The sequence below is a fragment of the Dechloromonas sp. ZY10 genome, assembly GCF_041378895.1.
Classification (GTDB): Bacteria; Pseudomonadota; Gammaproteobacteria; order Burkholderiales; family Rhodocyclaceae; genus Azonexus; species Azonexus aquae.
The window spans coordinates 995,262-1,019,498 of record NZ_CP144212.1 but is presented as its reverse complement, the minus strand read 5'-3'; the positions used below and the strand labels follow the sequence as shown (position 1 = coordinate 1,019,498).

The window sequence follows — 24,237 nt, the reverse complement described above, 5'->3', positions numbered from 1 at the left end:
CCTGGAGTCGATTAAAGAAAGTGTTCGACCTGCTCGACATAGCGATCACGGATTTCAATAATTTCCGGGAGGACCTGCAGGAATGCACTTACTACTGCCGGATCGAAATGCTTTCCGGACTGATGCTCGATATGGGCCACCGCTTCGGCAACCGGCCACGCTTGCTTATAGGGCCTCGCCGAGGTCAGCGCATCGAACACATCGGCCACCGCGACGATCCGTCCGGACAACGGAATCGCTTCGCCGGCCAGTCCCTCCGGGTAGCCGCTGCCATCCCATTTTTCATGATGACTGAGGGCGATTTCGCGAGCAGTACGCAACAATTCGGAGTCGTCACCATCGAGCAGGCGCCCACCGATCGTTGCGTGCGTCTGCATTACCGCCCACTCGTGCGGGTCGAGCTTGCCGGGTTTGAGCAGTACCGCATCGGGAATTCCGATCTTGCCGATATCGTGCATCGGACTGGCATTCAGCATCAAATCGCAAGCAGCCTCATCCCAGCCGAGGGCTCGGGCAATTAATGCCGAAATCTGGCTCATCCTCAGAATGTGATAGCCGGTTTCGTTATCGCGGTATTCGGCCGCTTGGCCAAGCCGGCGAATCACCTGCAAGCGGGTCGAATTAAGTGCCTCGGTACGGACCCGGACCATTTCCTCCAGCACCACGTTCTGCTGGTGCAGCAAACGCTTGCCCTGCTGCGCTTCGAGTAGGTTGCGGACTCGCATCAGCAATTCAACCCGGTCAAACGGCTTGGTGATGAAGTCACGCGCCCCTTCGGCCAGGGCTCGCAGCAGGTAGGCCTGACCATGCTGCGCCGTGAGGATCACGATTGGCGGCGCCAACGGATCCTGCAATGCATGCAATTGCTGCATCACGGCAAAACCGTCCATCTCGGGCATGTTGATGTCGAGCAGGATCAGGTCAGGAGGTACTTCTCGATATTTTTCAAGCACCTGCAAGGGTGACTGTATCAGTACAACCTGCGTATACCCCTGCCCCCGGAGCATTTTATCCAGTAATTTGAGGTTGGCCGGTTCGTCGTCGACAACGAGAATCCGCGCATTCTGATTGGGTATCTTATCCATGGCGCCCGCAAGGATATCACTATTGTTTAGCAGACTTCAGTCTCCGACCTCTGTTTGGCACCACTGGTTCATTCAAGGAATACCAGGATCAGCGCAGGAGAAAAAGCAAAAACAACAGATTGGCAACCAGCGAACAGGCAGCCAGCAGTTTCCACGCACGCAACGGGTTACGGGCCATCAGCGGCTGCCGGGAGGGAGCCGCCAGCGGACGCTGCGGCCCCCGCTCCAGCGCCAACAGGAATTCCTCGGCGGTTTCGAAACGCGCCCCGGGGTCACGGTCGACTGCCTTGAGCAGGATATTTTCAAGCCAGCCCGGGATCTCCGGCCGCCAGCGTGTCGGCGGCTGCGCTTCGCCGAAACGCGGTTGCTGGAAGGGTTCGATTTCACCGTAGGGGTATTTGCGCGTCAGCAGGTAATACAGGCTCACGCCGGCCGCATAGAGATCGTGGCCCTTATCCGGCGGCATCCCGGCAAACAGGTCTGGGGCCATGAACGAGGGGGTGCCGGCCGGCGGGATCGTCATCCCCGGCGTAATCTCCGCCAGGCTGAAGGCGACCCCGAGATCGAGCAGGCGCAGCACGCCGTCCTGGCCCAGGTGGAGGTTGTCGGGCTTGACGTCACGGTGCACGATATCGAGCCGGTGCAGCAAGGCCAGCGCCTTAAGCAACGCCAAGGCCAGGCGGACAGCCTCGGCGACTGGAAAATGCTGCCCGGCTTCGAGCCGCGCCTGCAGGCTGGCGCCGGCATGCCAGGTCATCAGGTAGTAAAGACAGGAACGCTCGGCGGCCGGCAGGACCTGGGGAAAATGCGCCGAAACCACACGCCGGGCCCGCCACTCCTCAAGCAGCAGAGCATTCAATGCCACCGTGTCGTCGGCCATCGCCGGCTGCAGGGTCTTGAGCACCAGGATCTGGCCGCTGCGCAGCTGGCGGACACGGTAGAGCACGGTTTCCCGGGCATCGTGCAGGATTTCATCGACCTCCATGCCATCCAACTGCTGCCCCGGTTTCAGGCGGGGCGGCACAGGCAGACCTGCCCCCGCTTCAAGCCGGTCAAGCAATCCGGCCGGCGGCAGCCGGAGCACATCGACGACCACGGCAGTGGCATTGTCCGCCCCCCCCTGAGCCAGCGCCAGGCTGGTCAGCGCTGCTGCTGCCGCCTGCGGTTCCGGGTGATCGAGCAGGACCTCCGCGAGCAGCGGATCGGGCAACACGCTCCAGACTCCGTCAGAGACCAACAGGAAGCGATCGCCGGCCGCCAGTTGGCCATCGGAAAAATCGGGCAAGACCCGGGCATCGAGCCCGATCGCACGGGCCAGGACGTTGTTCAGTTCCGGGTGTTCCCACAGGTGATCGACAGTCAGCAAGTCCAGGCGGCCGTCGCGCCAGCGGTATATCCGGCTGTCACCGACATGCGCGAGATAGTAGCGGCAACCGCGCAACACCAGCGCCGACAAGGTGGTCGCCATTCCGGTCAACTCGGGATTGCGTCCACTCTCGGCCAGCACCCAGCGGTTCAGTGCCGTGGTCACGGTTTCAATGCTGCGCTGTACGCTCCAGGTATCCGGTGTCGCGTAATAGTCGGCCAGCAAACCGCGCACCGAGTATTCAGCCGCCTCACGTCCGCCGCGATGCCCGCCGATTCCGTCGGCCACAGCCGCCACCGCCCCTTTATCAGCGAGAACTGCGCCTTCGGGGGTGGCCACGCCGGCAAAATCTTCGTTGCGTTCGCGCGGTCCGGTCAATGACGACTGCCCGGTCGCCAGCACCAACTCCCCATTCCCTGTTCGCTGCATCACACCCCTCTATTTTCAGTCATCGCCGAGGGAAAAGCGTCCGACGGTGACGGCCAGATCCTGCGCCAACGTTTTGATCAATTGCGCCTGTTCGCTGTTGGTCCCGGCATTTGCTGCCAAGTGCTCGGCTTGCTGCGACAACTGCTCAACCTGGACAGCGATGTCCCGACTTGCCCCCCCCTGCTCCTGCAAGGCAATACTCATTTCAGCCATCGCCTCAACCAGTGCCGAAGTCATCTGCCGAATCGCGGTAATCGACTCTCCTGCCTGGGCCCCCAAGCCGGCTACCGCATCAGCCTGCACCACCGCACCATGAATACAACGCGCAACATCATCGGTGTCTTTCTGGATCGCCGCTACCGTGACCGCGATTTCACGCGTCGAGGAAGTGGTTCTTTCGGCCAGTTTGCGCACCTCATCGGCGACAACAGCGAATCCCCGGCCACTCTCGCCAGCCCGGGCGGCCTCGATTGCCGCGTTCAAGGCCAGCAAATTGGTCTGATCGGCAATTTCCTGGATCACCTGCGTTACGGCAGAAATCTCACCGGACCGGCGCCCTAATGACGCAACCTCGGCGGACGTAGCCCTCACCAACTCAGTGATCCTGCCCATTTCCTGCACACTCCGGTCAATATGCTCGCCACCGGAGTCGGTCAGCACCTGCCCGTGGTCAATCTGACGCTTTGAATCGACGGCAACCGATGACGACTCGGCAATACTGACATTCAACTCCTCGGTCGCAGCGGCCATTCGTTGTGCCGCATCCGACTGACCATGCGCAACCTGGCTGACGGTTTCGGCAACATGGATCAGTTCGGGCACCGTCGTTTCGAGGCGGACCACTGCCGCCCGGATAATGCGGACCAAGGCCACCAAACCAACACGCATCCGCTCGATTTCGAGCAGTAGCCCACGATCTGCCGCCACGGTTGGGAGCCGCGCCAAATTGCCTGCGGCAATTCGCTGAACCAACTGCAACGCCAACAGTGGCTCGCCCCCCAGTAAATTCAGGATTCTCCGGCTAATCAAGGCAGCCACCCCCAGCGAGAGCAGGACAATCAGCAAACCGACTCCGGACAACATCCACTGCCGGGACGACACCAAAGTATTCGCTGTCTCTTCGGCATCCTGATTAAACGCTGTTGCCAAGACAACCACTCGGTCGACCTCGGTCCGATGCAGCCGATAAAAAGTACGCAGCTTATCCAGACTAAGTTTCTGATTCGAAAGATCGCCACTCCTGAGCGCCGGGAAGAAGACCCGCCCCGCCTCCTGATAGAACGCCTGTGCAGGTTGCCATGAGGCTTCCAGCAACGCTTGCTTAAGAGAAAGTTGCAGAGGAATCGACTGCCAGTAGCGATGCCGTTCCAGATACTCTTTTTCCAGCTCGGAGAAACGCTGATGCAATGCCTCCAGTTGCGGCCCATCTTGAAGATTTGCCGCCTCCAAAACCAGCAAATACGACTCGATCAAATACAAGGGCGGCGGCAACACATCAGCAATCACATCTTTGGAGTGAATCACCTCCTGATACGCCTCGCTACCGATTCGTACCTCCTGCAAGGTTCGCATCACAAAACCGGCACTAAGGACGAACCCCCCCCCCAGCACCAGCAGCAACACAGCGAACAATCCTTTAAGCCCCAATTTGTTCATCGCCCCAACCTCCTCGTCTTAATGCAAACAGTCGGGAACCGGCAATGCTGCCGGTTCGTTGCCAGAACGCTGCAGCTCGTCAGATTTTTGCAGTCGTCAGGTGGCTGGCGCCCCAGGTAGTGCGCCAGCGGGTTTTGACCCCGGTCAGGCCGACCAGGGCGAGGACCGCCAACCCGGCGAAAATCAGGAATCCGGACTGATAGCTACCGGTCATCTGCTTGGCGTAGCCGAGGCTAGAGGCGAGGTAGAAGCCGCCGACGCCGCCGGCCATGCCCACCAGGCCAGTCATCACGCCGATTTCCTTCTTGAAGCGCTGCGGCACCAGCTGGAAGACCGCGCCGTTACCCATGCCCAGCGCCAGCATCGCGCCGACGAAGACGACCAGCGCCATCCAGGCTTCCGGCAGGCCGAAGGAAACGATAGCGAGGAAAACTGCGGCGAAGATGTACATCACGGTCAGCGACTTGACGCCGCCGATACGGTCGGCGACGTTGCCGCCGATCGGGCGCACCAGCGAACCGGCGAAGACGCAGCCGGCGGTGAAGAAGCCAGCCATCTTGGGATCGAGCCCGTACTGGGTGTTGAAGTAGATCACCAGCGACGAGGCCAGGCCGACGAAGCCGCCAAAAGTCACCGAGTAGAAGAACATGAACCACCAGGCATCCTTGTCCTTGAGGACCTTGAGGTACTCGGCCAAGGTCTTGGGCGGCGGCGCATCCGGCGCATCCTTGGCCATGAACAGGAAGGCGACGAAGACCAGCACCAGCGGAATCAGTGCCAGGCCAAAAACACTGTTCCAGCCGTAGGCCATGGCCAGGCCCGGTGCGAACAGCGCGGCGAAAGCGGTACCGGAGTTGCCGGCACCGGCAATCCCCATCGCCGTCCCCTGGTGTTCCGCCGGATACCAGCGCGAGGCCAGCGGCAAGGCGGCGGCGAACGACGAGCCGGCGACGCCGAGGAAGATCCCGAGCACCAGCACTTCCTTGAACGAATGCACCCCGACCAGCCAGGCGTAGGCCAGGGCGGCAATCACCACCACCTGGCCGATGATCGCCGCCTTCTTCGGCGACAGGCGATCGACCAGCACGCCCATCACCATCCGCAGCAGCGCCCCGGCGAGGACCGGCGTCGCCACCATCAAGCCCTTTTCGGCATGCGACAGGCCAAGATCCTTGGCGATCCCGATCGCCAGCGGCCCGAGCAGGACCCAGACCATGAAGGCCAGGTCGAAGTAGAGGAAAGCCGCCAGGAGCGTGGGCGTGTGGCCGGCTTGCAGAAAGGATTTCTTGTTCATGATCGACTCCAACGTTGCGCGCCCGGATGGGCAAAATCGGTTTCAGCGCATGACGTCGTTGTCATCGGCCCGCCGGCGTTGGCAGGTGATTCGCTTGTTTGCAGGCTTATCAGCAAAGCCCATGCCAAGCATGAAATCGCCGTTTCATGGCGTTTTCACGGCCATTCCCGCAGGGTTTGCCCGCCCCCGGCACCAGGACAGTGCCACCCTGCTTCAGCACAGTGCATCGGCCGCAACCGGTTCGAGCACCAGCGGCGTCGCCTGGCCGTGGCGGATCTGGTATTCGACCAGACGCACCGCACGCAGCAGATCGGGCCGGGTTTGCTGCTGCAGATAATCGTCGGCGATGTTGAAGGTCTTGCGCAAACGCTCACGCATCCCCGGTTGGTCAAAACCTGCCCGCGAAATGCCGAGCACCAGTTGCGAGATCGCTTCGTACAGGCGGATCGCGCGCCGGTCGTGGTGCATGTAGGCCAGCGCCGTCGCGACGTTGAAGACGCCGACCACCGAGGTCAGGTGCCACGGATTGATCGTTTCGCCGGTCAGCAGCAGTTCGAGATGGATGCGCGGCGGCAGCAGCATGTCGACGTATTCGGCAGCGCTCAGGCGTTGGCCGGCGAACGGGTGCAGGCGGCGGGAGCTAGGTAAGGGCTGGGTCATTGCAGACCTCCAAAAAAATGCGGGACGACCGCCCTGACGGCCGCCCCGCTAAGGAGAGATTGATTCGGTAGAGGATTACAACGCGAGAAACACCTGGCCGGCTTCGACCTTGACCGCGAAACGGTCGCAGCCGCCGACATCCGGCGCCACCGCCCGGCCGTCTTCCAGGCCGATGTTCCAGCCGTGCAGCGGACAGGTCACCCGGTGGCCATGAACCAGCCCTTGCGAGAGCGGCCCGCCCTTGTGCGGGCATCGGTCGTGCAGGGCGAAAACCGCGTCGTCGGCGGTGCGGAAGATGGCGATATCGCCCCCCTTTTCCGGGCGGACGATCCGCGATCCCTGGCGCGGAATGTCTTCCAGCGGGCAGATCAGTTTCCAGTTCATGTTGGGCTCCTTGCTTTTGGCCGATTTCAGGCGTCGACCGTAACCGGGACGATGGGGATGAATTGTTTGACCGGTTTGGCCTCACGGCTGGCCTGCCACGGGTCGCGGGCATCCTTGAGCGCGTCGAGCAGGCGCTGGTGCAATGCTCTGCGGCTTTCGTCATCCTCGACGATGCGGCTCTTGACGGCATCGAGACCGACCCGTTCCAGCCAGTGACAGGTGCGCTCCAGATACCAAGCTTCTTCGCGGTAGAGTTGGAGGAAGGCACCCGAGTATTCAAGCACTTCTTCGTCGGTTTTGACCTTGCAGAGAAACTGTGCGACCTCGGTCTTGATCCCGCCATTGCCGCCAACGTACAGCTCGTAACCGGAATCGACCCCGATCACGCCGACGTCCTTGATCCCGGCTTCGGCGCAGTTGCGCGGACAACCGGAAACGGCAAGCTTGACCTTATGCGGCGCATACATGTCGAACAGCATCTTTTCCAGCTTGACGCCCATCGCCATCGATTTCTGCGTGCCAAAGCGGCAGTGCTCGGCACCGACGCAGGTTTTCACGGTACGGATCGACTTGCCGTAGGCGTGGCCGGAAACCATCCCGGCAGCGTTGAGATCGGCCCAGATCGCCGGCAAATCTTCCTTCTTGACGCCAAGCAGATCGATCCGCTGGCCGCCAGTGACCTTGACCGTCGGCACCTGGTATTTCTCGGCGGCGTCGGCAATGGCGCGCAGCTCGGCCGGCGTGGTCAGGCCACCCCACATCCGTGGCACCACCGAATAGGTGCCGTCCTTCTGGATGTTGGCATGGGCGCGTTCGTTGATCAGGCGCGATTGCGGGTCGTCCTGCGCCAAGTGCGGCCAGGTCGAGATGAGGTAGTAATTGAGCGCCGGACGGCATTTGTCGCAGCCATCCACGGTCGACCAGCCGAGCGCGGCAAAAACCGCCTCCTTGCTAGTCAGCTGCTGTTCGCGGATGGCATCGCGCACAGCCAGGTGCGAATGCTCGGAACAGCCGCAGATCGGCTTTTTGTCCGACGCTGCCGGGGTATAAGCGCCACCGATGGTCGCCGACAGAATCTGTTCGACCAGACCGGCGCAGGAACCACAAGACGAGGCTGCCTTGGTGTGTTTTTTCACCTCATCGAGGGTAAACAGCCCTTTTTCCTTGATCGCCTTGACGATGCAGCCTTTGGTCACCCCGTTGCAGCCGCAGACCTCGGCTGTATCGGCCATATCCGAGGCTTTGCTGTTACCGGCATGGCCAACATCGCCAACCAGCGACTGGCCGAAAATCAGCGCATCGCGGATGTCATGAATATCGCGACCATCCTTCAACAACTGGAAGTACCACGGGCCGTCGGCGGTATCGCCGTACATCACGCCGCCGACCAGCTTGTTTTCCTTGATCACCAGCTTTTTATATACGCCGCCGTGCGGATCGTTGAGGACAATTTCCTCGGTCCCGTCACTGCCCATGAAATCGCCAGCCGAGAACAGGTCAATGCCGGTGACCTTGAGCTTGGTCGAGGTCACCGAACCGGTATAGCGGCCGATACCGTAACCCGCCAGATGGTTGGCGGCGACCTTGGCCTGCTCGAACAACGGTGCCACCAGGCCGTACGCAATCCCGCGATGGCTGACGCATTCGCCAACCGCGTAGATTTTCGGATCGTAGGTCTGCATGGTGTCGTTGACCACGATGCCACGGTTGCAATAAATGCCTGACTGCTCGGCCAGTGCATAGTTGGGGCGGATGCCGGCAGCCATGACTACCAGATCGGCCGGAATCTGCATGCCATCCTTGAAGCGAACTGCGGCAACCCGACCGCTTTCACCCCGAATCAGCGCCTCGGTGTGCTTCTGCAGCAGGAATTTGAGCCCCTTGTCCTCAAGTGATTTCTGCAACATTCTGCCAGCCACTTCGTCGAGTTGGCGCTCGAGCAACCATGGGCCAATATGCACGACGGTGACGTCCATGCCCCGCAGCTTGAGGCCATTCGCCGCTTCTAGACCAAGCAGACCGCCGCCGATCACCACGGCATGCGGATACCTGGTCGCCGCAGCAATCATCTCGTCGGTATCCTTGATGTCGCGGTAACCGAGCACGCCAGGCAGGTCGTTACCGGGGATCGGCAGCATGAATGGCGTTGAGCCGGTGGCGATCAACAGTCGGTCGTAAGTCGCCTCGGTGCCGTCGCTGGCGATGACCTTGCGGGCACCCCGGTCAATCCGCTCGATCTGCTTGCCGGCATGCAGCGTGATACCGTTTTCGGCGTACCAGTCGAGCTCGTTGAGGACGATGTCCTTGACCTGCATTTCGCCAGCCAGCACTGGCGAGAGCAGGATGCGATTGTAGTTGGGGTGCGGTTCGGCACCGAAAATCGTGATCTCGTAGCGATCCGGGGCAATCTTGAGCAACTCTTCGATGGTCCGGATACCGGCCATACCGTTGCCGATCAGGACAAGACGGGGTTTCTGCATGATGAACTCCGAGGGGGCAAAGCACAATTCGATTCAGCGCATGACCCCTTTGCCATCCGGCCGCCCCCGTTGGCAGCCCAGTCGCTGTGATGCCTTTCCTTTAGCAAAGCATGTGCCACCCCCTGAAAGCCGCGTCACTCCGTGACTTCGGATCCTCGACGTGGCTCAAAACGCACTGCTTCGGGGCAGAGGCTCACCACGGCAGTGCAAAACCTGCACCGGCAGAAGCTGCAAAATTTACATTTTCGACACGTCGACCGTGGAACTGCGCTCACAATCGGCTCATCCAAACGGGCAAAGCAATGCGCCGCCACCGGGGAGGGCTTCAAGATGCGGGACTATCGACTCACAGCCATCAAAACCTGGTCTCCGCTGCTGATTCTGGTCCTTGGCCTGGCAGCCTCGCTATTTGTCAGCCATTTTGTGCAGCGGCTTGCCGATGAGCAAAGTCATCGCCGCTTCCAGCTGGCTGCAGCCCATCTCGCCGAAAAACTGGTTGAAGACATTCGTCAGGCCACGCTGACAGTCCAAGCTAGCGGCTGGTTCTGGCAATCCGTACCGGGGCTCGGCGACAACGAGTTCACTTACTATGCGCACGAAGCATTGAGCCGCACCCCTGGCCTCAACAGCCTGATCTTCTATCAATGGCACGAGCCCGGACTGGACCATGCCGAACGCGGCCCGCTAATGCCGGTATTTGCCGAACCCGACCTGGATCTGCCCGGCCGTCTCGGCCAGTTGCCGGTTGCCCCATTTGACGAACTAACGCTCGACCGTGCCGTCGGTGCCGGCACGCCATTGGCCACCAGCAGTCTGGCTTCCGGCCGGGCCGACCGCCCCCGCCTGCTGTTCGGAATCGGGCAGCCGGTCTACGCTCTGCCGCTACCAACCCAGAGCGATGACCGCAAACGCCTGATCCGCGGGATTGCGCTCGGGGTGATCGAGATTGACGGGCTGATGCAAAGGGCTGTGCGCGATGCCGAATTGAACGACTTGCAATTGCAGTTGCTCGAACAGGGAGCTGGCTCGCCCGTTCCGTTGCTGACCCGGGGTGGCGACGACAGCGCCCCGGTCCGACATCTGCACAATGTCGATATTTCGCCTCCGGAACGGCACTGGCAATTACGCATCGCGACCGGCCCCTCTTGGCATGAGGGCAGCCGCAGTCTGGGTCATCTGACCTTGTTTGGCGGCATCCTGGCAACGCTGGTAATTGCAGCGCTCAGCCTGCTCTCGTTGCGCAGCCGCAACGAAGCCCGAAAAATTCAGCAGCGCCTGGAGCAAATCACAAATCATGCCCCGATTGGCGTCTTCCAGTTGCACTGCGATCTGGACGGACACCGGCATCCGACCTACTACAGCCGCCAGGTTGCCGAGTTGATGGGAATTCAGCCGGAGGAACTCGCAGCCGACCGGCGCAATCTGTTCCGCTATGCGGCCGCCGCCGACTGGCAAGCCTACGATGCAATCCTCGATGCAGCCGTCGCCGGACGTCAGGCCTGGGCAACTGATCTGCGGCTGTGCATCGCTGGCGAGGAACGCTGGATTCACAGTGTGGCCGAACCGATGCCGCAAGAAGACGGCAGCACCCTGTACAACGGCTATATCGAAGACATCACCCAAGCCCGCCAACAACAGGCGCAGCTACTGGCGCTGAGCCAGGAGCAACGGATCATTCTGGAAAACGTTCCGGTCGGTGTGGCATTCAGCGGTGACGGCCGTTACATCCAGGTAAACCACTGTTTTGCCAACTTGTTCGGTTGCGGCCAGAGGGACCAGCTGATCGGCGCCGAAACCGCGATGATTTTCCAGTCAGAGGCCAGCTACCGGGAGTTCGCCAGTCAGATCGGGCCGGCTCTGGCCAGCCACGGCCACGGCGAACTGGAGTGGCCGCTGCGCGCACATGACGGACGTAGCTTCTGGGGACGCATCGCCGGCCAGACCGTCGATGTTCCGGGCTTCCAGCGGGCAGCGATCTGGATCATTGAAGACATCAGCGAACGCCGGATGATGCTGCAGGAACTCAATGAAGCCAAGGAGAACATTGAGGCGATGATTGCTGCCCCCGGCCTGCTGGTCTGCATCCTCGACCACTCCGGTCGGATTCTCCGGATCAACGATGCGGCAGCCCGAGCCCTGGCCGACACGCCTGAACGCCTGCTGGGCAGCCAGCGCTACTTCTCAGACCCTGACCCGGTCCACGAGCAACGACATGCAGTCTTCCTGCGCACCCTGCACAGCGGCCGCCCCGAATTGTTCGAAGACAGCCAGGGGCAGCGCCACTTCGACCACAGCTACTATCCGGTACGCAACGAGCAAGGAGAGGTCAGCCGGGTAGTTTGCGTCAGCCGCGACATCACCCGCCGGCGCGAGGCCGAAAAGGCAATCGAGCAGGCATCGCGCCGGCTCGAACTGGCGCAGGAAGCCGCAGACCTCGGAGTTTTCCAATATACCCCGGACGACAGCATGCTCCATCTCGACCAGCGGGGAAACATTCTGGTACGAGGCATCCCCGGCGACCTGCATGCGCCGCTCAGCGAATTCATCGCCGGCCTGGAGGGGGTAGAGAGGAGCGCGATCAGCGAACTGTTTACCGAGCTCGACATGCGCAACCGCTGGCAGTTCGACAGCTCGGTGATCTGGCCCTGCGGCCGCCGCCACTGGCTGCGTTTCCATGGCCAGCGACAACAGGATGAGACACGTAGCGGCTGGATCGGCGTGATTCAGGACATCAGCCAACAGCAGGAAACCGAACTGGCCCTACGCGAAGCAAAAGATCTGGCCGAACAGGCAACGCAGATGAAATCGGACTTTCTGGCCAACATGAGTCATGAAATCCGGACTCCGATGAATGCCGTGATCGGTATGACCCATCTCGCGTTGAAAACCGAATTGACCCCGAAGCAGCGGGACTATCTGGCCAAAATCAACGCCTCCAGCCAGCACCTGCTGGGAGTGATCAACGACATCCTCGACTTCTCCAAAATTGAGGCCGGCAAGCTGGAAATCGAGGCAATTCCGTTCGAGGTCGAGAGCGTGCTCGAAAACGTTGCCAACCTGACCCAGGAAAAGGCGATGACCAAAGGCCTCGAACTGATTTTCAACGTTTCGCCGCAGGTTCCGGAGACCTTGATCGGCGACCCACTGCGACTGGGCCAGATTCTGCTCAACTTCGCCAGCAACGCGGTGAAATTTACCGAGCGCGGCTCGATCGAAATTGAAATTTCAATCGCTGATCAGGACGAAGATCAATACCTGCTCCGCTTTACGGTCAGCGACACCGGCATCGGGCTCAACCCAGAGCAGCAGCAGAAACTGTTCCAGAGCTTCCATCAGGCTGATAGCTCAACCACCCGGCGTTACGGCGGTACCGGGCTAGGTTTGGCGATTTCCCGGCGACTGGCCGAGATGATGGGGGGTGAGGTCGGGGTCAGCAGCATCCCTGGCAAAGGCTCGCGCTTCTGGTTTACCGCCCGGCTGAAGGCGGGTGAGAACAAGCCCCACCGCAAGATTCTGGCCAGCGACCTGCAAGACCTGCCGGTACTGTTGATCGACGATAACGAAAGCGCGCTGGCAGCCCTCGCCGCAACCCTCTGCAACATGGGCCTGGCCGTCGATACCTGCAGCGACGGTGCGGTCGGCCTGACCATGGTCAAGGCCGCTGCCGATGCCGGACGTGACTATGCACTGGCGCTGATCGACTGGCAGATGCCCGGCTGGAGCGGCATCGAAACCGCCGAGCGACTGCAGGCCCTGCAATTGGCCAAACTGCCCAAGTTGATCCTGATTACGGCCTTCGGCCGCGAGGAGGCGCTGCATGCAGCGCACCAGGCCGGCTTCCAGGCCAGCCTGATCAAGCCGATCAATAAGTCGGTGCTGTTCGAGACGATTGCCAGCGTCCTCGGTCAAAACGAACTGGAGGAACGCCGCGAAAGCTTCGACCTGTCGGCGCAACCCCAAATCACAGGACGTCTGGCCGGGGCGCGGATACTGCTTGTCGAGGACAACGAGCTGAATCAGGAAGTGGCCCTTGGCTTGCTCGCCGAAAGCGGGGCCGAAGTCGATCTCGCCGAAAACGGGCTGCAGGCGGTTGAGATGAGCGGACTTCAGTCCTACGATCTGGTCCTGATGGACATGCAGATGCCGGTGATGGATGGCATCACTGCCACCCGGAAAATTCGCGAACGCGACGGCAATGCCTTACTGCCGATTGTCGCAATGACCGCCAATGCCTTGCCCAGCGACCGCGAGCGCTGCCTTGATGCCGGCATGGACGAGCATTTGGCCAAGCCGATTGATCCCGGTGAACTCTACCAACTGCTGCTGCGCCGGATTGGCCCGCGCCAAATGGTCGGTACGACCGCGCTACCCCCTCACACGGTGGTCCAGGAACAGCAACTGCCGGAAATTACCGGACTGGACACCCGGGTAGGCCTTAAATGCGTGCTGGGCAAGACTTCATCCTACCTATCGCTACTGCGCAAATTCACGGTCAACCAAGGGGATACCGGCGAGCGCCTCAAAGTTGCCTGTGCCACCGACGATCGCGACACTGCGACCCGCCTGGCTCATACCTTGCGCGGCGTCGCCGGCAATATTGGCGCATTGCCCTTGATGCAACTAGCCGGAGAGCTCGAACAACAAATCGTGCAGCAAGCCGGCCCACTGACCTCGCCACCACCGGCACTCGCCCCGTGTGTGCGCGAACTCGAGCAACTTCTGGCCGCACTGCTGCAGCAGTTGGCGGCACCGGCTGCGACCGCTGGCAACCTGCAGGTAGCGCCGGCTTCGGCCGAACTACTGCAGCAACTGGAAAGCTGCTTGCGCCAAGGCGACCCGGTTGCCTGCGAACTGCTCAACCACCACGAGTCTGCACTGCGAGCCCGCTTGGGTGAGCGCTTTCCTGCGCTCGCCCACGCCATCGGCAATTTCGATTTCGAACGCGCAGCCAACGAATTGCAGGCTAGCCACACCACCGAGGAGATCAAGGCATGAATACCCAGGCCACCATCCTGGTTGTGGATGACACCCCGGAAAATCTGGCATTGATGCACGCCCTGCTGCGCGACAGCTACCGGGTCAAGGTCGCCAACCATGGTTTGCGCGCACTTGAGTTGGCCGCAACCGAACCGGCGCCGGACCTGATCCTGCTCGACATCATGATGCCGGAAATCGACGGCTACGAAGTTTGCCGACGGCTCAAGGCCAATCCGCAAACCCGGGAAATTCCGGTACTGTTCCTGACCGCAAAAAGCGAAGAAACCGACGAAGAAACCGGCCTCGCCCTCGGGGCAGTCGATTACCTGACCAAACCGATCAAACCGGCGATTGTCTTGGCTCGGATAAAAACCCATCTGCAACTACGCGCGGCAGCACTCTTCCTGGCCGACCGCAATCGCTACCTGGAAGCAGAGGTACATCGGCGAACACTGGAAGTACAGGCGATCCAGGATGTCACCATCCTGGCGATGGCCTCGCTCGCCGAAACCCGTGACAATGAAACCGGCAACCACATCCGCCGGACCCAGCATTACGTCAAGGCCCTGGCCGAAGCCCTGAGTCAGCAGCCCGGCTACGCGCACATGCTTGACGAGAAGACCATTGGATTGCTCTTCAAATCAGCCCCCTTGCACGACATCGGCAAAGTAGGGATTCCCGATGCAGTACTGCTCAAGCCGGGCCCATTCGACAGCGATGAAATGACAATCATGAAAACCCACGCTCAACTCGGCCGCGACGCGATCGAACACGCTGAGCGACAACTGGGGATGGAGGTCGACTTTCTCCGCTATGCCAAGGAAATTGCCTATTCGCATCAAGAGAAATGGGATGGCAGCGGCTACCCGGAAGGCCTGGCCGGTGAAGCGATCCCGCTGTCAGCCCGGTTGATGGCACTGGCCGATGTGTACGATGCCTTGATCAGCCGCCGGGTCTACAAACCGCCATTCAGCCATGAGCAAGCCAAAGAAATCATTTGCAATGGTCGCGGCAATCATTTCGACCCAGCGGTAGTTGATGCATTTCTCGCCGAGGAAGAACGATTCATCGAGATTGCCAGGACCTTTTCCGACTGATCCGGCATCGGTTTGCCAAGCCCCGAGTGAAGCAGACCTCGCCTTTCCCGGCACCGATCGCTGCACCGGCCGGGATTTCCGGTAAAACCGAGCCAACCCCGCCGGCACAAAAATCGGATCTGCCAAACTCAAGAAACACGGCCTGATTCACTGCTCAGGCAAGATGCTCGCCGAACTCAGGCAAAGGCACTGGAGCAGGCCTCTACCGCTACCATTGCCTTGGCCTGATGCAAGTCGGCGGCATGTCCGCTGGCATAGAGGCAGCAAGCCAGCTGATTGGCGAGCGGCGAAGGCAAAGGAATCTGCTTGTCGAGTACCCGCCGGGTCCACTCCGCAGTACTCGCTGCATCCGCACTCTCGGGCAAATGCGGCAAGGCACGCAGGCTTTCATGCTCGGCCTCGAATAACACGGTCGACTCGCCAAAACGCAACATTTCCAGGCGTGGCCGGCGCTTGGGATTAGCATACGGCTCCCCCTCGGTACCTCGCAGCAGAAGGCCGCAACTATCCCGTTCGGCAAGCAGCGTGCGCATCAACTCGATAAAGTCGGGGTGCGTCGCCGGGGCCACCAGCACGGCCTCGCCGGCAAACGGGTTGAGTAACTTGACCAGACTGTGGGCGCTATTGCGGATTCCCATCCGGGAGCGCAGCGAGAGCAATTGATGCAAACCGGGATGCAATACGCTGACCGGAACAAACGCCAGGTGCTCCTGGTCGATGGCCTGCTGGGCCTGAATCGGTGTGGTTGCAGGAAGAATCCCCAATTCCCGGAAAATCTGCCCGGTAGTAACCCGCCCATAGCCTTCAAGCAGGCCATGCACCAGTACGGGTACGCCAAACCGCTGCAGCAACAATGCCAACAAAGGCGTCAGGTTCGCCTCCTTGCGCGCTCCGTTATAGGTTGGGAGTACGACCGGACGGGCCCGGCCCGGTGGCAACCGGAGTTTTTCCGTCCGGCTGTCGATGGCATCGAGAAAGCCTTGCATTTCATCGACCGCCTCGCCCTTGACCCGCAGGGCAACAATGATTGCCCCCAACTCCAGCTCGGGGACAGATTGGTCCAACATCGCCCCGTAAAGTACGCTGGCTTCGTCGCGCGCCAAGTCGCGTGCGCCCTGCGCACCGCGACCAAGTTCCTTGATGTAATGGGCAAAGCTCATCTTGCTCTCCTGCTCTCAGGCAGCTACAGGGTGACGGGGCGTGTATTCTGCCACCAGACGCTTGAGGTCGGGGAGGCAGCCACCGCAAAAACTGCCGCACTTCAAATCTTCCCGCAGTTGCGCCAGATCGGCACCGGCCAGCACAGCTTCCTCGATCTGCTGGGCACTGACATCCGCACACTTGCAGACGATCTGCCTTACTGGCAAAACTTGTGGCGGACGGGCACTGGGCGCCAGCGCCAAGCGCAGCATGGCCGCTTCCAGCCCCCCCTCAGCGAGCGCCGCCTTGAGCCAGGACTGAGCCAGGGCTTCGCCAGCCAACCGCACCCCGTGCAGGACCCCGGCGCTAGCCCAGGCCTTTTTCTCGACTCCCCGCGCCGGATCGCTATAAACCATTGCTCCGGTCAACCCGGCCAGGCCAAAAGCCTGGTCCAGCAAGGTCAGTTCTTCGGCCGTCTGGGCCGTTGCGGTAGCGCCGCGCAGCACTACCACCGCAGCCTTGCGGCCATACAGACTGAGTGTCGCATAAGGAAAATGGGCCAACTGCGGGCGCAACCGCCGCAACAATTCCAGAGCTTCGTCGCGGTCGGCACATCGCCGCAGTACGGCGAACGGGAATGGCAAATCCAGGCGTTCGATTTCTACGGCTGCATGCTTCAGTTCCGGCTGCTGCGAGTAGGGGTCAACGGCATCGCAGCTGAGGGCATTGACCCCGGGAGAATTCATGAACTTACTGCCCCAGTGCATCGGCATCCACGCCCGGCCCTGTGCCAAGCCGCTACCGCTGATCACTCGCACCCGCAGACTGCCGCGACCATTGCGCACCTCCGCAAGATCACCATCGGCAAGGCCGCGATGCCGCATGTCGCACGGGTGCATCGACAGAAGGGGCTCATCCTCAAGATTGAACAGCCGGGGCACGCTACCGGTTCGGCTCATGCCGTGCCAGTGGTCACGCATCCGACCGCTGAGCAGACTGATTGGATAAGCCTCAGCCAAAGAATCGGCCGTGCCGGCATCGACAACCTCGACAAAACGTGCACGTCCACTCGGGGTCGGAAAACGACCGTCCTCATAAAGCCGGGCCCGGCCCTGTGCAGCCCCTGACGGGAATGGCCACTGTTGCGGCCCAGCTTGCTCCAGCAAGGCATAGGAAAGACCACCGATATCGAGATCACGCCCGCAGGTCGTTGCCCGGTGTTCGTTGAACACTTCTTCACTGGAGATATACGGGAAAAGCCGTTCAGTTGCTGGATGGTCGAGAGCCCTCCCCAGGCGACGGGCAAAATCGACGACGATTTCCCAGTCATGGCGGGCCTCGCCCGGTGCGGGGACGGCAGGCAGCACGCGGCTGATGCGGCGCTCGGAATTGGTTACCGTGCCATGCTTTTCGCCCCAGGCCGACGCCGGTAAGAGCAGGTCAGCGTAATCGGCGGTATCGGTATCGGCAAAGGCCTCCTGCAACACCACATACTCGGCCCCCGCCAAGGCAGCACGCACCCCTGCCTGGTTAGGCAGCGACTGCGCGGGATTAGTGCAGGCAATCCACACCGCCTTGATCTCACCAGTTCGCAAGGCTCGAAACAGATCAACCGCAGCCTTGCCTGGCTGCGCCGGTACGTGCGGCACCCCCCAGAAGCGGGCGATTTCGGCCCGGTGGTCAGGATTAGCCAGGTCGCGGTGAGCAGGCAAGAGATTGGACAGTCCGCCGACTTCCCGTCCGCCCATCGCATTTGGCTGGCCAGTCAGGGAAAATGGGCCGGCTCCGGGCTTGCCGATCTGCCCGGTTGCCAAGTGCAAGTGAATCAAGGACGCATTGTTGTGAGTGCCGTGCGCTGATTGATTCAACCCCTGACAATACAAGGAAAGAGCCGGACCATTCTGGGCAAACCAGCGCGCCGCAAGCAGCAGGTCGGCAGTCGCCAGGCCGCACACTTCGGCAACCCGTGCTGGCGTGTAGCTACGGACGATCTCCTTGAGGCGCTCAAAACCTTCGGTGTGGGCTGCGATGTAAGCCTGATCAAGCCAGCCTTCGTTGATCAGAATATTGAGCAAGCCGTTGAATAAGGCAATGTCAGTGCCGGGTCGCAAGGCCAGATGCAGATCGGCGATTTCAGCGGTTTCACTGCGGCGGGGATCGACCACGATGATTTTGAGCTCGGGATTCGCGGCCTTGGCATCCTCAATCCGGCGAAACACGATCGGATGTGCCACAGCCGGATTGGCTCCGGCAATCAGCAAGGTCCCGGCCAGGGCAATATCCTCGTAGCTGCAAGGTGGCGCATCGGCCCCCAAAGTCTGCTTGTAGCCAGCCACCGCCGAAGACATGCACAGGCGCGAATTGGTATCGATATTGTTGGTACCGATCAGCCCCTTGGCCAGTTTGTTAAAGACGTAGTAGTCCTCGGTCAGGAGCTGCCCCGAGACGTAGAAGGCGACACTGTTCGGCCCGTACGCGCGGATGATCTCGGCGAACCGTGCGGCCGCCGTATCCAGGGCCTGCGCCCAGCTTACACGTTGCCCGGCTGCGCCGCGCTGCGCCCTCAGCTCGGGATGGAGCAGGCGGCTGGCTGGCTGGGCGGCAAGATGCAAACTGGCGCCCTTAGTGCAGAGCCGACCGAGGTTTGCCGGATGATCCGGATCGCCGCGGACACCGGTAATCCGGATTCCGTCGTGCTCGATCAGCACGCCGCAGCCAACGCCGCAATAACAACAGGTGGATTTAACTTCGTTTTTCATGGTTGCCCTTCCTTGCCAAGAGGAACAGCAACAGCCATGCCAACCGACGAAACCATTGATTAAAAAAGAAAAAGAGGAAAATCGGCTGAGCAATTTTCCTCTTTTTGGTGCGTCGACCGTAGTCGAGCCCTTATTTGATGCGCTGCAATTTGGGGCGCCCGCCTTCCGGCCGGGGCGGCTCAGGCGGCGGCTCATCGGGAAACGGCGTCGCCACAGCTACAGGTGCCAACTGCACACTACCGGGGCTACCTGCGGCTTCCACTTCGAAGGCCATGCCAGCACCGTTTTCGCGAGCGTAAATTGCAGCCACACGGCCGACCGGTACCGACAACTCGCGAGCGACGCCACCAAAGCGCGCCTGAAACTCGACGTATTCATTGCCAATTTGCAAGCGGTTGGTGGCCGTCGGACCGACATTCAGCACGATCTGCCCGTCGCGGACAAATTCGCGCGGAACCCGGGTCATCTCGTCGACTTCGACAGCGATGTACGGGGTATAGCCGTGGTCGTTGCACCACTCCCAGATTGCACGCAACAAATAGGGTTTGGTCGACGGGAGTTGCTCTTCCATTTCGGTCATTACTTGCGCATGGCCTTTTCAGACGGAGTCAGCGCATCAATGAAACCTTGACGGGTAAAGATCCGTTCGGCGTACTTCATCAAGGGTGCAGCTGCCTTGCCCAAATCGATTCCGTAGTGATCGAGGCGCCACAGCAGCGGCGCGATCGCAACGTCAAGCATCGAGAAGTCATCGCCAAGCATGAATTTCTGCTTGGTGAAGATTGGCACAATCTCGGTCAGGCGAGCCTTGATTTCCTGGCGAGCCTTTTCGGCAGCTTTGTCGCCAGCCTTGCTCTTTTCCAGGACTTCCATGTGCACGAAAATCTCGCGCTCCATACCAACAAGCAGCTGACGCGCGCGCGCGCGCATGATCGGGTCTGCCGGCATCAACTGCGGATGCGGGAAGCGCTCATCAATATATTCGTTGATGATGTTAGGCTCGAACAGGACGAGATCGCGCTCGACCAGGACGGGTACACGGTTATGCGGATTGATAGCCGCCATTTCCTCTGGCTTGTTAAAAAGATCGACGTCGATCACCTGGAAATCCATCCCCTTTTCAAAGAGGACGATACGGCAACGGTGGCTGAAGGGGCAGGTCGTGCCCGAATAGAGGTTCATCATAAGCGGTTAGCCTCAAAATGCGATTCGGCATCGGGGCGGGGCCAAAGCCCTGCCGCGATGCCGCGATCCGATCCGGCAAGGATCAGTGGATGTCTTTCCAGTATTCCTTCTTGAGCGCGTAAGCGACCACGAAGAGCAAGCCCAGGAAAGCCAGAACGAAGAAGCCCAGAGTCTTGCGGAACTCCTGCTGCGGCTCGCCCATCCAGACCATGAACCCGACCAGGTCGGAAATCGCCTTGTCGTATTCGGTCGGGGAGAGTTTACCCGGAACAACCTGCTCGAGTTTATGGCTTTCGTGATTCAGCTTGTACTGGCCTTGCACTTCCCACAGCGGGTTGGGCATGCCGACATTTTCAAAAATCACGTTATTCCAGCCAGTCGGGCGGTTTTCGTCACGGTAGAACGAACGCAGGTAAGTGTAGAGCCAGTCGGCGCCAGCACCGGCGTTTCCGGCCTCGCCACGGGCACGAGCCAGAATCGTCAGGTCCGGAGGCGTAGCACCGAACCACTGCTTCTGCTCGTCAGAACGAGCGGCAACAGCCATCAGGCCACCGATCTTGTCGGAGGTGAACATCAGGTTGTCCTTGACCTGCTGCTCGGTCAAGCCGAGATCGAGCAGGTTTTTGTAGCGCATGTAGGACGCACCGTGACAGTTCAGACAGTAATTGACGAACAGCTTGGCGCCGTTTTGCAGCGCGGCCTTATCGCTGACCGAACCCGGCCATTTATCGAGATGCACGTTGCCGCCACTGGCCAGTGCCAGCATCGGAGCAAAGAGCAATGCGATCAGGAATTTTTTCATTTTAGGCATCCTCTCACTTCATCGTGACACGTTCGGGGACCGGCTTGAACTTGTCCATGCGGGACCACCACGGCATGCCGAGGAAGAAACCGAAATAGAACACCGAGCAAACCTGGGAAACCAGTTCGCCCATCGGCGACGGGGACAGGGTGCCCAGATAGCCGAGGATGAAGAAGCAAATCACGAAGATGGTGAGCATGACCTTGGTGATCGGACCGCGATAGCGGATCGAGCGCACCGGGGAACGGTCAAGCCAGGGCAGGAAAGCAAAGATCACCACCGAAGCGCCCATGGCGACGACGCCCCAGAACTTGGCGTCGAGACCGAACAGCGGGTAGGTCACGGCACGCAGGATCGAGTAGAACGGGGTGAAGTACCAGACCGGTGCGATGTGCGGCGGGGTCTTCAGCGGGTCAGCCGGGTAGAAGTTCGGGGTTTCGAGGAAGTAGCCACCACCTTCCGGTGCGAAGAACATCACTGCCGAGAAAGCCATCAGGAAGACGATGACACCGACGATGTCCTTGACCGAGTAGTAGGGGTGGAACGGAATGCCGTCGAGCGGAATGCCGTTCTCGTCCTTCTTTTCCTTGATGTCGATACCGTCCGGGTTGTTCGAACCGGTTTCGTGCAGCGCCAGGATGTGCGCGGCGACCAGGCCGAGCAGGACCAGCGGGAAGGCGATCACGTGGAAGGAGAAGAAGCGGTTCAGCGTGGCATCGCCAACGACGAAGTCGCCGCGGATGACGATCGACAGATCCGGCCCGATGATGGGAATCGCCGAGAACAGGTTCACGATCACCTGGGCGCCCCAGAAGGACATCTGGCCCCAAGGGAGCAGGTAGCCGAAGAAGGCTTCACCCATCAGCACCAGGAAGATGCCGACACCGAACAGCCAGGTCAGTTCACGCGGTTTACGATAGGAACCGTAGAGCAAGCCACGGAACATGTGCATGTAAACCACGATGAAGAAGGCCGAAGCGCCGGTCGAGTGCATGTAGCGGATGATCCAACCGCCCGGCACGTCGCGCATGATGTACTCGACGGAAGCGAAGGCCACCGGCACGCCATTGGCGTTAACGGCTGCATCCGGCTTGTAGTGCATGACCAGGAAGATGCCGGTGACAATCTGGATCACCAACACCAAGAGTGCCAGCGAACCGAAGAAATACCAGAAGTTGAAGTTCTTCGGAGCGTAGTATTCGGAGAGGTGCCCCTTCCACATGGAAGTTGCGGGGAAACGGGCATCAACCCATTCCAGTACGTTGCCGGCAATCGAACCGTCGGACTTGTACTTTTCAAAAGTACCACCAGCCATTTCTTAAGCCCCCTTCTTGTCTTCGCCGATCAGAATGCGCGTATCAGAGAGATACACGTGCGGCGGAACTTCGAGATTGGTCGGTGCGGGCTTTGCCTTGAAGACGCGGCCAGCAAAATCGAAGGTGGAACCGTGGCAGGGGCACAGGAAGCCACCCAGCCAGTCACCGCCCATGCCTTCCTCGGCCCCCTTCTTGAACTTATTGGAGGGAGAGCAGCCAAGGTGAGTACAGATACCGACGACCACCAGAAGCTCAGGCTTGATCGAGCGGGTTTCGTTCTGCGCGTAGGCCGGCTGCTGATTCTTTTCAGACTTCGGATCGGCCACTGCATCAGCCAGTTTCGGCAAGGTATCAAGCATCTCCTTGGTGCGATTGATAATCCACACCGGCTTGCCGCGCCACTCGACGGTCAACATCTGACCTGCTTCGAGCTTGCTGATATCGACTTCGACCGGCGCACCTGCTGCTTTGGCGCGCTCGGAAGGAAGCAAGCTGGAGACGAACGGTACAAGCGCCCCCACGGCACCTGCCCCGCCCACGGCTGCCGTCGCGACGACAAGACGCCGGCGACCGCAGTCCACTTTTCCTTGATTGCTCATAACGCTGACCCCTAAAGGAATTGGATGGGATGGAACATAAACGCGAGATTATACGGCAAGCGCAGCCCTGTTAAAAGCCGACATCATTCAGCAAAGGACTTTCGCTCCCGCAAGGCCTGCGCCAGCGTTCCCGGATCAACGAATTCGAGCTCCCCCCCTACAGGTATACCGCGCGCGATCCTGGTCACACGAATCCCGCGAGGCGCCAGCATCGCACTCAGGTAATGCGCAGTTGCCTCGCCCTCATTCGTGTAGTTGGTCGCCAGAATCACTTCCTTCACCGCTCCATCAAGAACCCGATCAAGCAGTCGCTCGAACCCCAATTCGCGGGCACCGACTCCATCAAGCGGAGAAATTCGCCCCATCAATACGTAATAGAGCCCCTTGTAAGCCAAGGTTTGCTCCATCATGTTCATATCGACCGGAGTCTCGACGACGCACAACAACGAGGAATCGCGATGCGGGGAGGCGCAGCGGTCGCACAAATCGGATTCGGAAAGGGTATTGCAGCGCTGACAATGGCGCACTGCATCCAAGGCGTGCAACAGGGCGTCACCCAACCGCCGCGCTCCCAGACGATCACTCTGCAGGAGATGGTAGGCCATGCGCTGCGCCGATTTCGGACCGACACCCGGCAAGCAGCGCAAGGCCTCGATCAAAGCCTCAAGACCGCTGGGGTTCACTTAGAAAGGCATCTTGAAGCCAGGCGGCAACTTCAGGCCAGAGGTAAAACCGGCCATCTTTTCTTGACTAACAGCTTCGGCGCGGCGGATTGCATCGTTGAATGCAGCCGCAATCAAGTCTTCCAGCATTTCCCGGTCATCCATGACAGACGGATCGATATTGATGCGCCGCACCTCGTTGCTGCAGGTCATCACGATCTTGACCATACCCGCACCGGACTGCCCCTCAACCTCAACCAGGGCAAGTTGCTCTTGCGCCTTTTTCATATTGTCCTGCATCGCCTGAGCCTGCTTCATCAGGCCGCCCAATCCACCTTTCAACATC

The 24,237-nt window shown here is 60.4% G+C and carries 18 protein-coding genes; 2 read left to right on the top strand and 16 right to left on the bottom strand.

Annotation, left to right across the window (positions count from 1 at the left end; all coding sequences use genetic code 11):
• Window positions 1–11 precede the first annotated feature (11 nt).
• The 7 genes from VX159_RS04640 to nirB all read right to left on the bottom strand — a co-directional run bounded on the left by VX159_RS04640 (window position 12) and on the right by nirB (window position 9,354).
• The gene (locus tag VX159_RS04640; RefSeq protein WP_371324818.1) at window positions 12–1,085 is read right to left on the bottom strand and encodes an HD domain-containing phosphohydrolase; all 1,074 of its coding nucleotides are present in this window, start codon (window positions 1,083–1,085) and stop codon (window positions 12–14) included.
• 88 nt (window positions 1,086–1,173) lie between these two features.
• Window positions 1,174–2,880, bottom strand: a complete 1,707-nt coding sequence (locus VX159_RS04635; RefSeq protein ID WP_371324817.1) for a protein phosphatase 2C domain-containing protein — start codon at window positions 2,878–2,880, stop codon at window positions 1,174–1,176.
• 15 nt (window positions 2,881–2,895) lie between these two features.
• Entirely contained in the window at window positions 2,896–4,536 is a 1,641-nt protein-coding gene (locus VX159_RS04630; protein ID WP_371324816.1) for a methyl-accepting chemotaxis protein, read from the bottom strand.
• A 79-nt stretch (window positions 4,537–4,615) separates the two neighbouring features.
• Window positions 4,616–5,830, bottom strand: a complete 1,215-nt coding sequence (locus VX159_RS04625) for a nitrate/nitrite transporter (RefSeq protein WP_371324815.1) — start codon at window positions 5,828–5,830, stop codon at window positions 4,616–4,618.
• A 213-nt stretch (window positions 5,831–6,043) separates the two neighbouring features.
• The gene (locus tag VX159_RS04620) at window positions 6,044–6,490 is read right to left on the bottom strand and encodes a hypothetical protein (protein WP_371324814.1); all 447 of its coding nucleotides are present in this window, start codon (window positions 6,488–6,490) and stop codon (window positions 6,044–6,046) included.
• A 75-nt stretch (window positions 6,491–6,565) separates the two neighbouring features.
• The gene (gene nirD, locus VX159_RS04615; RefSeq protein WP_371324813.1) at window positions 6,566–6,874 is read right to left on the bottom strand and encodes a nitrite reductase small subunit NirD; all 309 of its coding nucleotides are present in this window, start codon (window positions 6,872–6,874) and stop codon (window positions 6,566–6,568) included.
• Between the two features lie 26 nt (window positions 6,875–6,900).
• The gene (gene nirB / locus VX159_RS04610) at window positions 6,901–9,354 is read right to left on the bottom strand and encodes a nitrite reductase large subunit NirB (protein ID WP_371324812.1); all 2,454 of its coding nucleotides are present in this window, start codon (window positions 9,352–9,354) and stop codon (window positions 6,901–6,903) included.
• Window positions 9,355–9,684: 330 nt separating this feature from the next.
• On the opposite strand from nirB, the gene VX159_RS04605 reads away from it, so the two are divergent.
• Window positions 9,685–14,349 (top strand): response regulator, encoded by a 4,665-nt coding sequence (locus tag VX159_RS04605; protein ID WP_371324811.1) that lies wholly within the window; start codon window positions 9,685–9,687, stop codon window positions 14,347–14,349.
• Complete coding sequence (locus VX159_RS04600) at window positions 14,346–15,428, top strand: two-component system response regulator (protein WP_371324810.1); 1,083 nt, start codon at window positions 14,346–14,348, stop codon at window positions 15,426–15,428. The genes VX159_RS04605 and VX159_RS04600 overlap by 4 nt, the downstream gene beginning before the upstream one ends.
• 176 nt (window positions 15,429–15,604) lie before the next feature.
• Here the strand turns inward: VX159_RS04600 and ybiB are convergent, their stop codons facing one another.
• The 9 genes from ybiB to VX159_RS04555 all read right to left on the bottom strand — a co-directional run bounded on the left by ybiB (window position 15,605) and on the right by VX159_RS04555 (window position 24,236).
• Window positions 15,605–16,588 (bottom strand): DNA-binding protein YbiB, encoded by a 984-nt coding sequence (gene ybiB / locus VX159_RS04595; protein ID WP_371324809.1) that lies wholly within the window; start codon window positions 16,586–16,588, stop codon window positions 15,605–15,607.
• Between the two features lie 15 nt (window positions 16,589–16,603).
• The gene (locus tag VX159_RS04590) at window positions 16,604–19,327 is read right to left on the bottom strand and encodes a molybdopterin-dependent oxidoreductase (RefSeq protein ID WP_371324808.1); all 2,724 of its coding nucleotides are present in this window, start codon (window positions 19,325–19,327) and stop codon (window positions 16,604–16,606) included.
• Between the two features lie 130 nt (window positions 19,328–19,457).
• On the bottom strand, window positions 19,458–19,907 hold the full coding sequence (locus VX159_RS04585; protein ID WP_371324807.1) for a ClpXP protease specificity-enhancing factor: 450 nt from the start codon (window positions 19,905–19,907) through the stop codon (window positions 19,458–19,460).
• Window positions 19,907–20,512 carry a glutathione S-transferase N-terminal domain-containing protein gene (locus VX159_RS04580; protein WP_371324806.1) on the bottom strand — a complete coding sequence of 202 codons (606 nt, stop codon included), beginning with the start codon at window positions 20,510–20,512 and terminating at the stop codon, window positions 19,907–19,909. The genes VX159_RS04585 and VX159_RS04580 overlap by 1 nt, the downstream gene beginning before the upstream one ends.
• A gap of 82 nt (window positions 20,513–20,594) precedes the next feature.
• Complete coding sequence (locus tag VX159_RS04575) at window positions 20,595–21,314, bottom strand: cytochrome c1 (protein ID WP_371324805.1); 720 nt, start codon at window positions 21,312–21,314, stop codon at window positions 20,595–20,597.
• Window positions 21,315–21,327: 13 nt separating this feature from the next.
• Window positions 21,328–22,629: a cytochrome bc complex cytochrome b subunit gene (locus VX159_RS04570; protein ID WP_371324804.1), complete on the bottom strand. Its 1,302-nt coding sequence runs from the start codon at window positions 22,627–22,629 to the stop codon at window positions 21,328–21,330.
• A gap of 3 nt (window positions 22,630–22,632) precedes the next feature.
• Window positions 22,633–23,229, bottom strand: a complete 597-nt coding sequence (gene petA, locus VX159_RS04565; RefSeq protein ID WP_371324803.1) for a ubiquinol-cytochrome c reductase iron-sulfur subunit — start codon at window positions 23,227–23,229, stop codon at window positions 22,633–22,635.
• Between the two features lie 83 nt (window positions 23,230–23,312).
• The gene (gene recR / locus VX159_RS04560; RefSeq protein WP_371324802.1) at window positions 23,313–23,912 is read right to left on the bottom strand and encodes a recombination mediator RecR; all 600 of its coding nucleotides are present in this window, start codon (window positions 23,910–23,912) and stop codon (window positions 23,313–23,315) included.
• Window positions 23,913–24,236 carry a YbaB/EbfC family nucleoid-associated protein gene (locus VX159_RS04555; RefSeq protein WP_371324801.1) on the bottom strand — a complete coding sequence of 108 codons (324 nt, stop codon included), beginning with the start codon at window positions 24,234–24,236 and terminating at the stop codon, window positions 23,913–23,915.
• Window position 24,237: the final 1 nt, after the last annotated feature.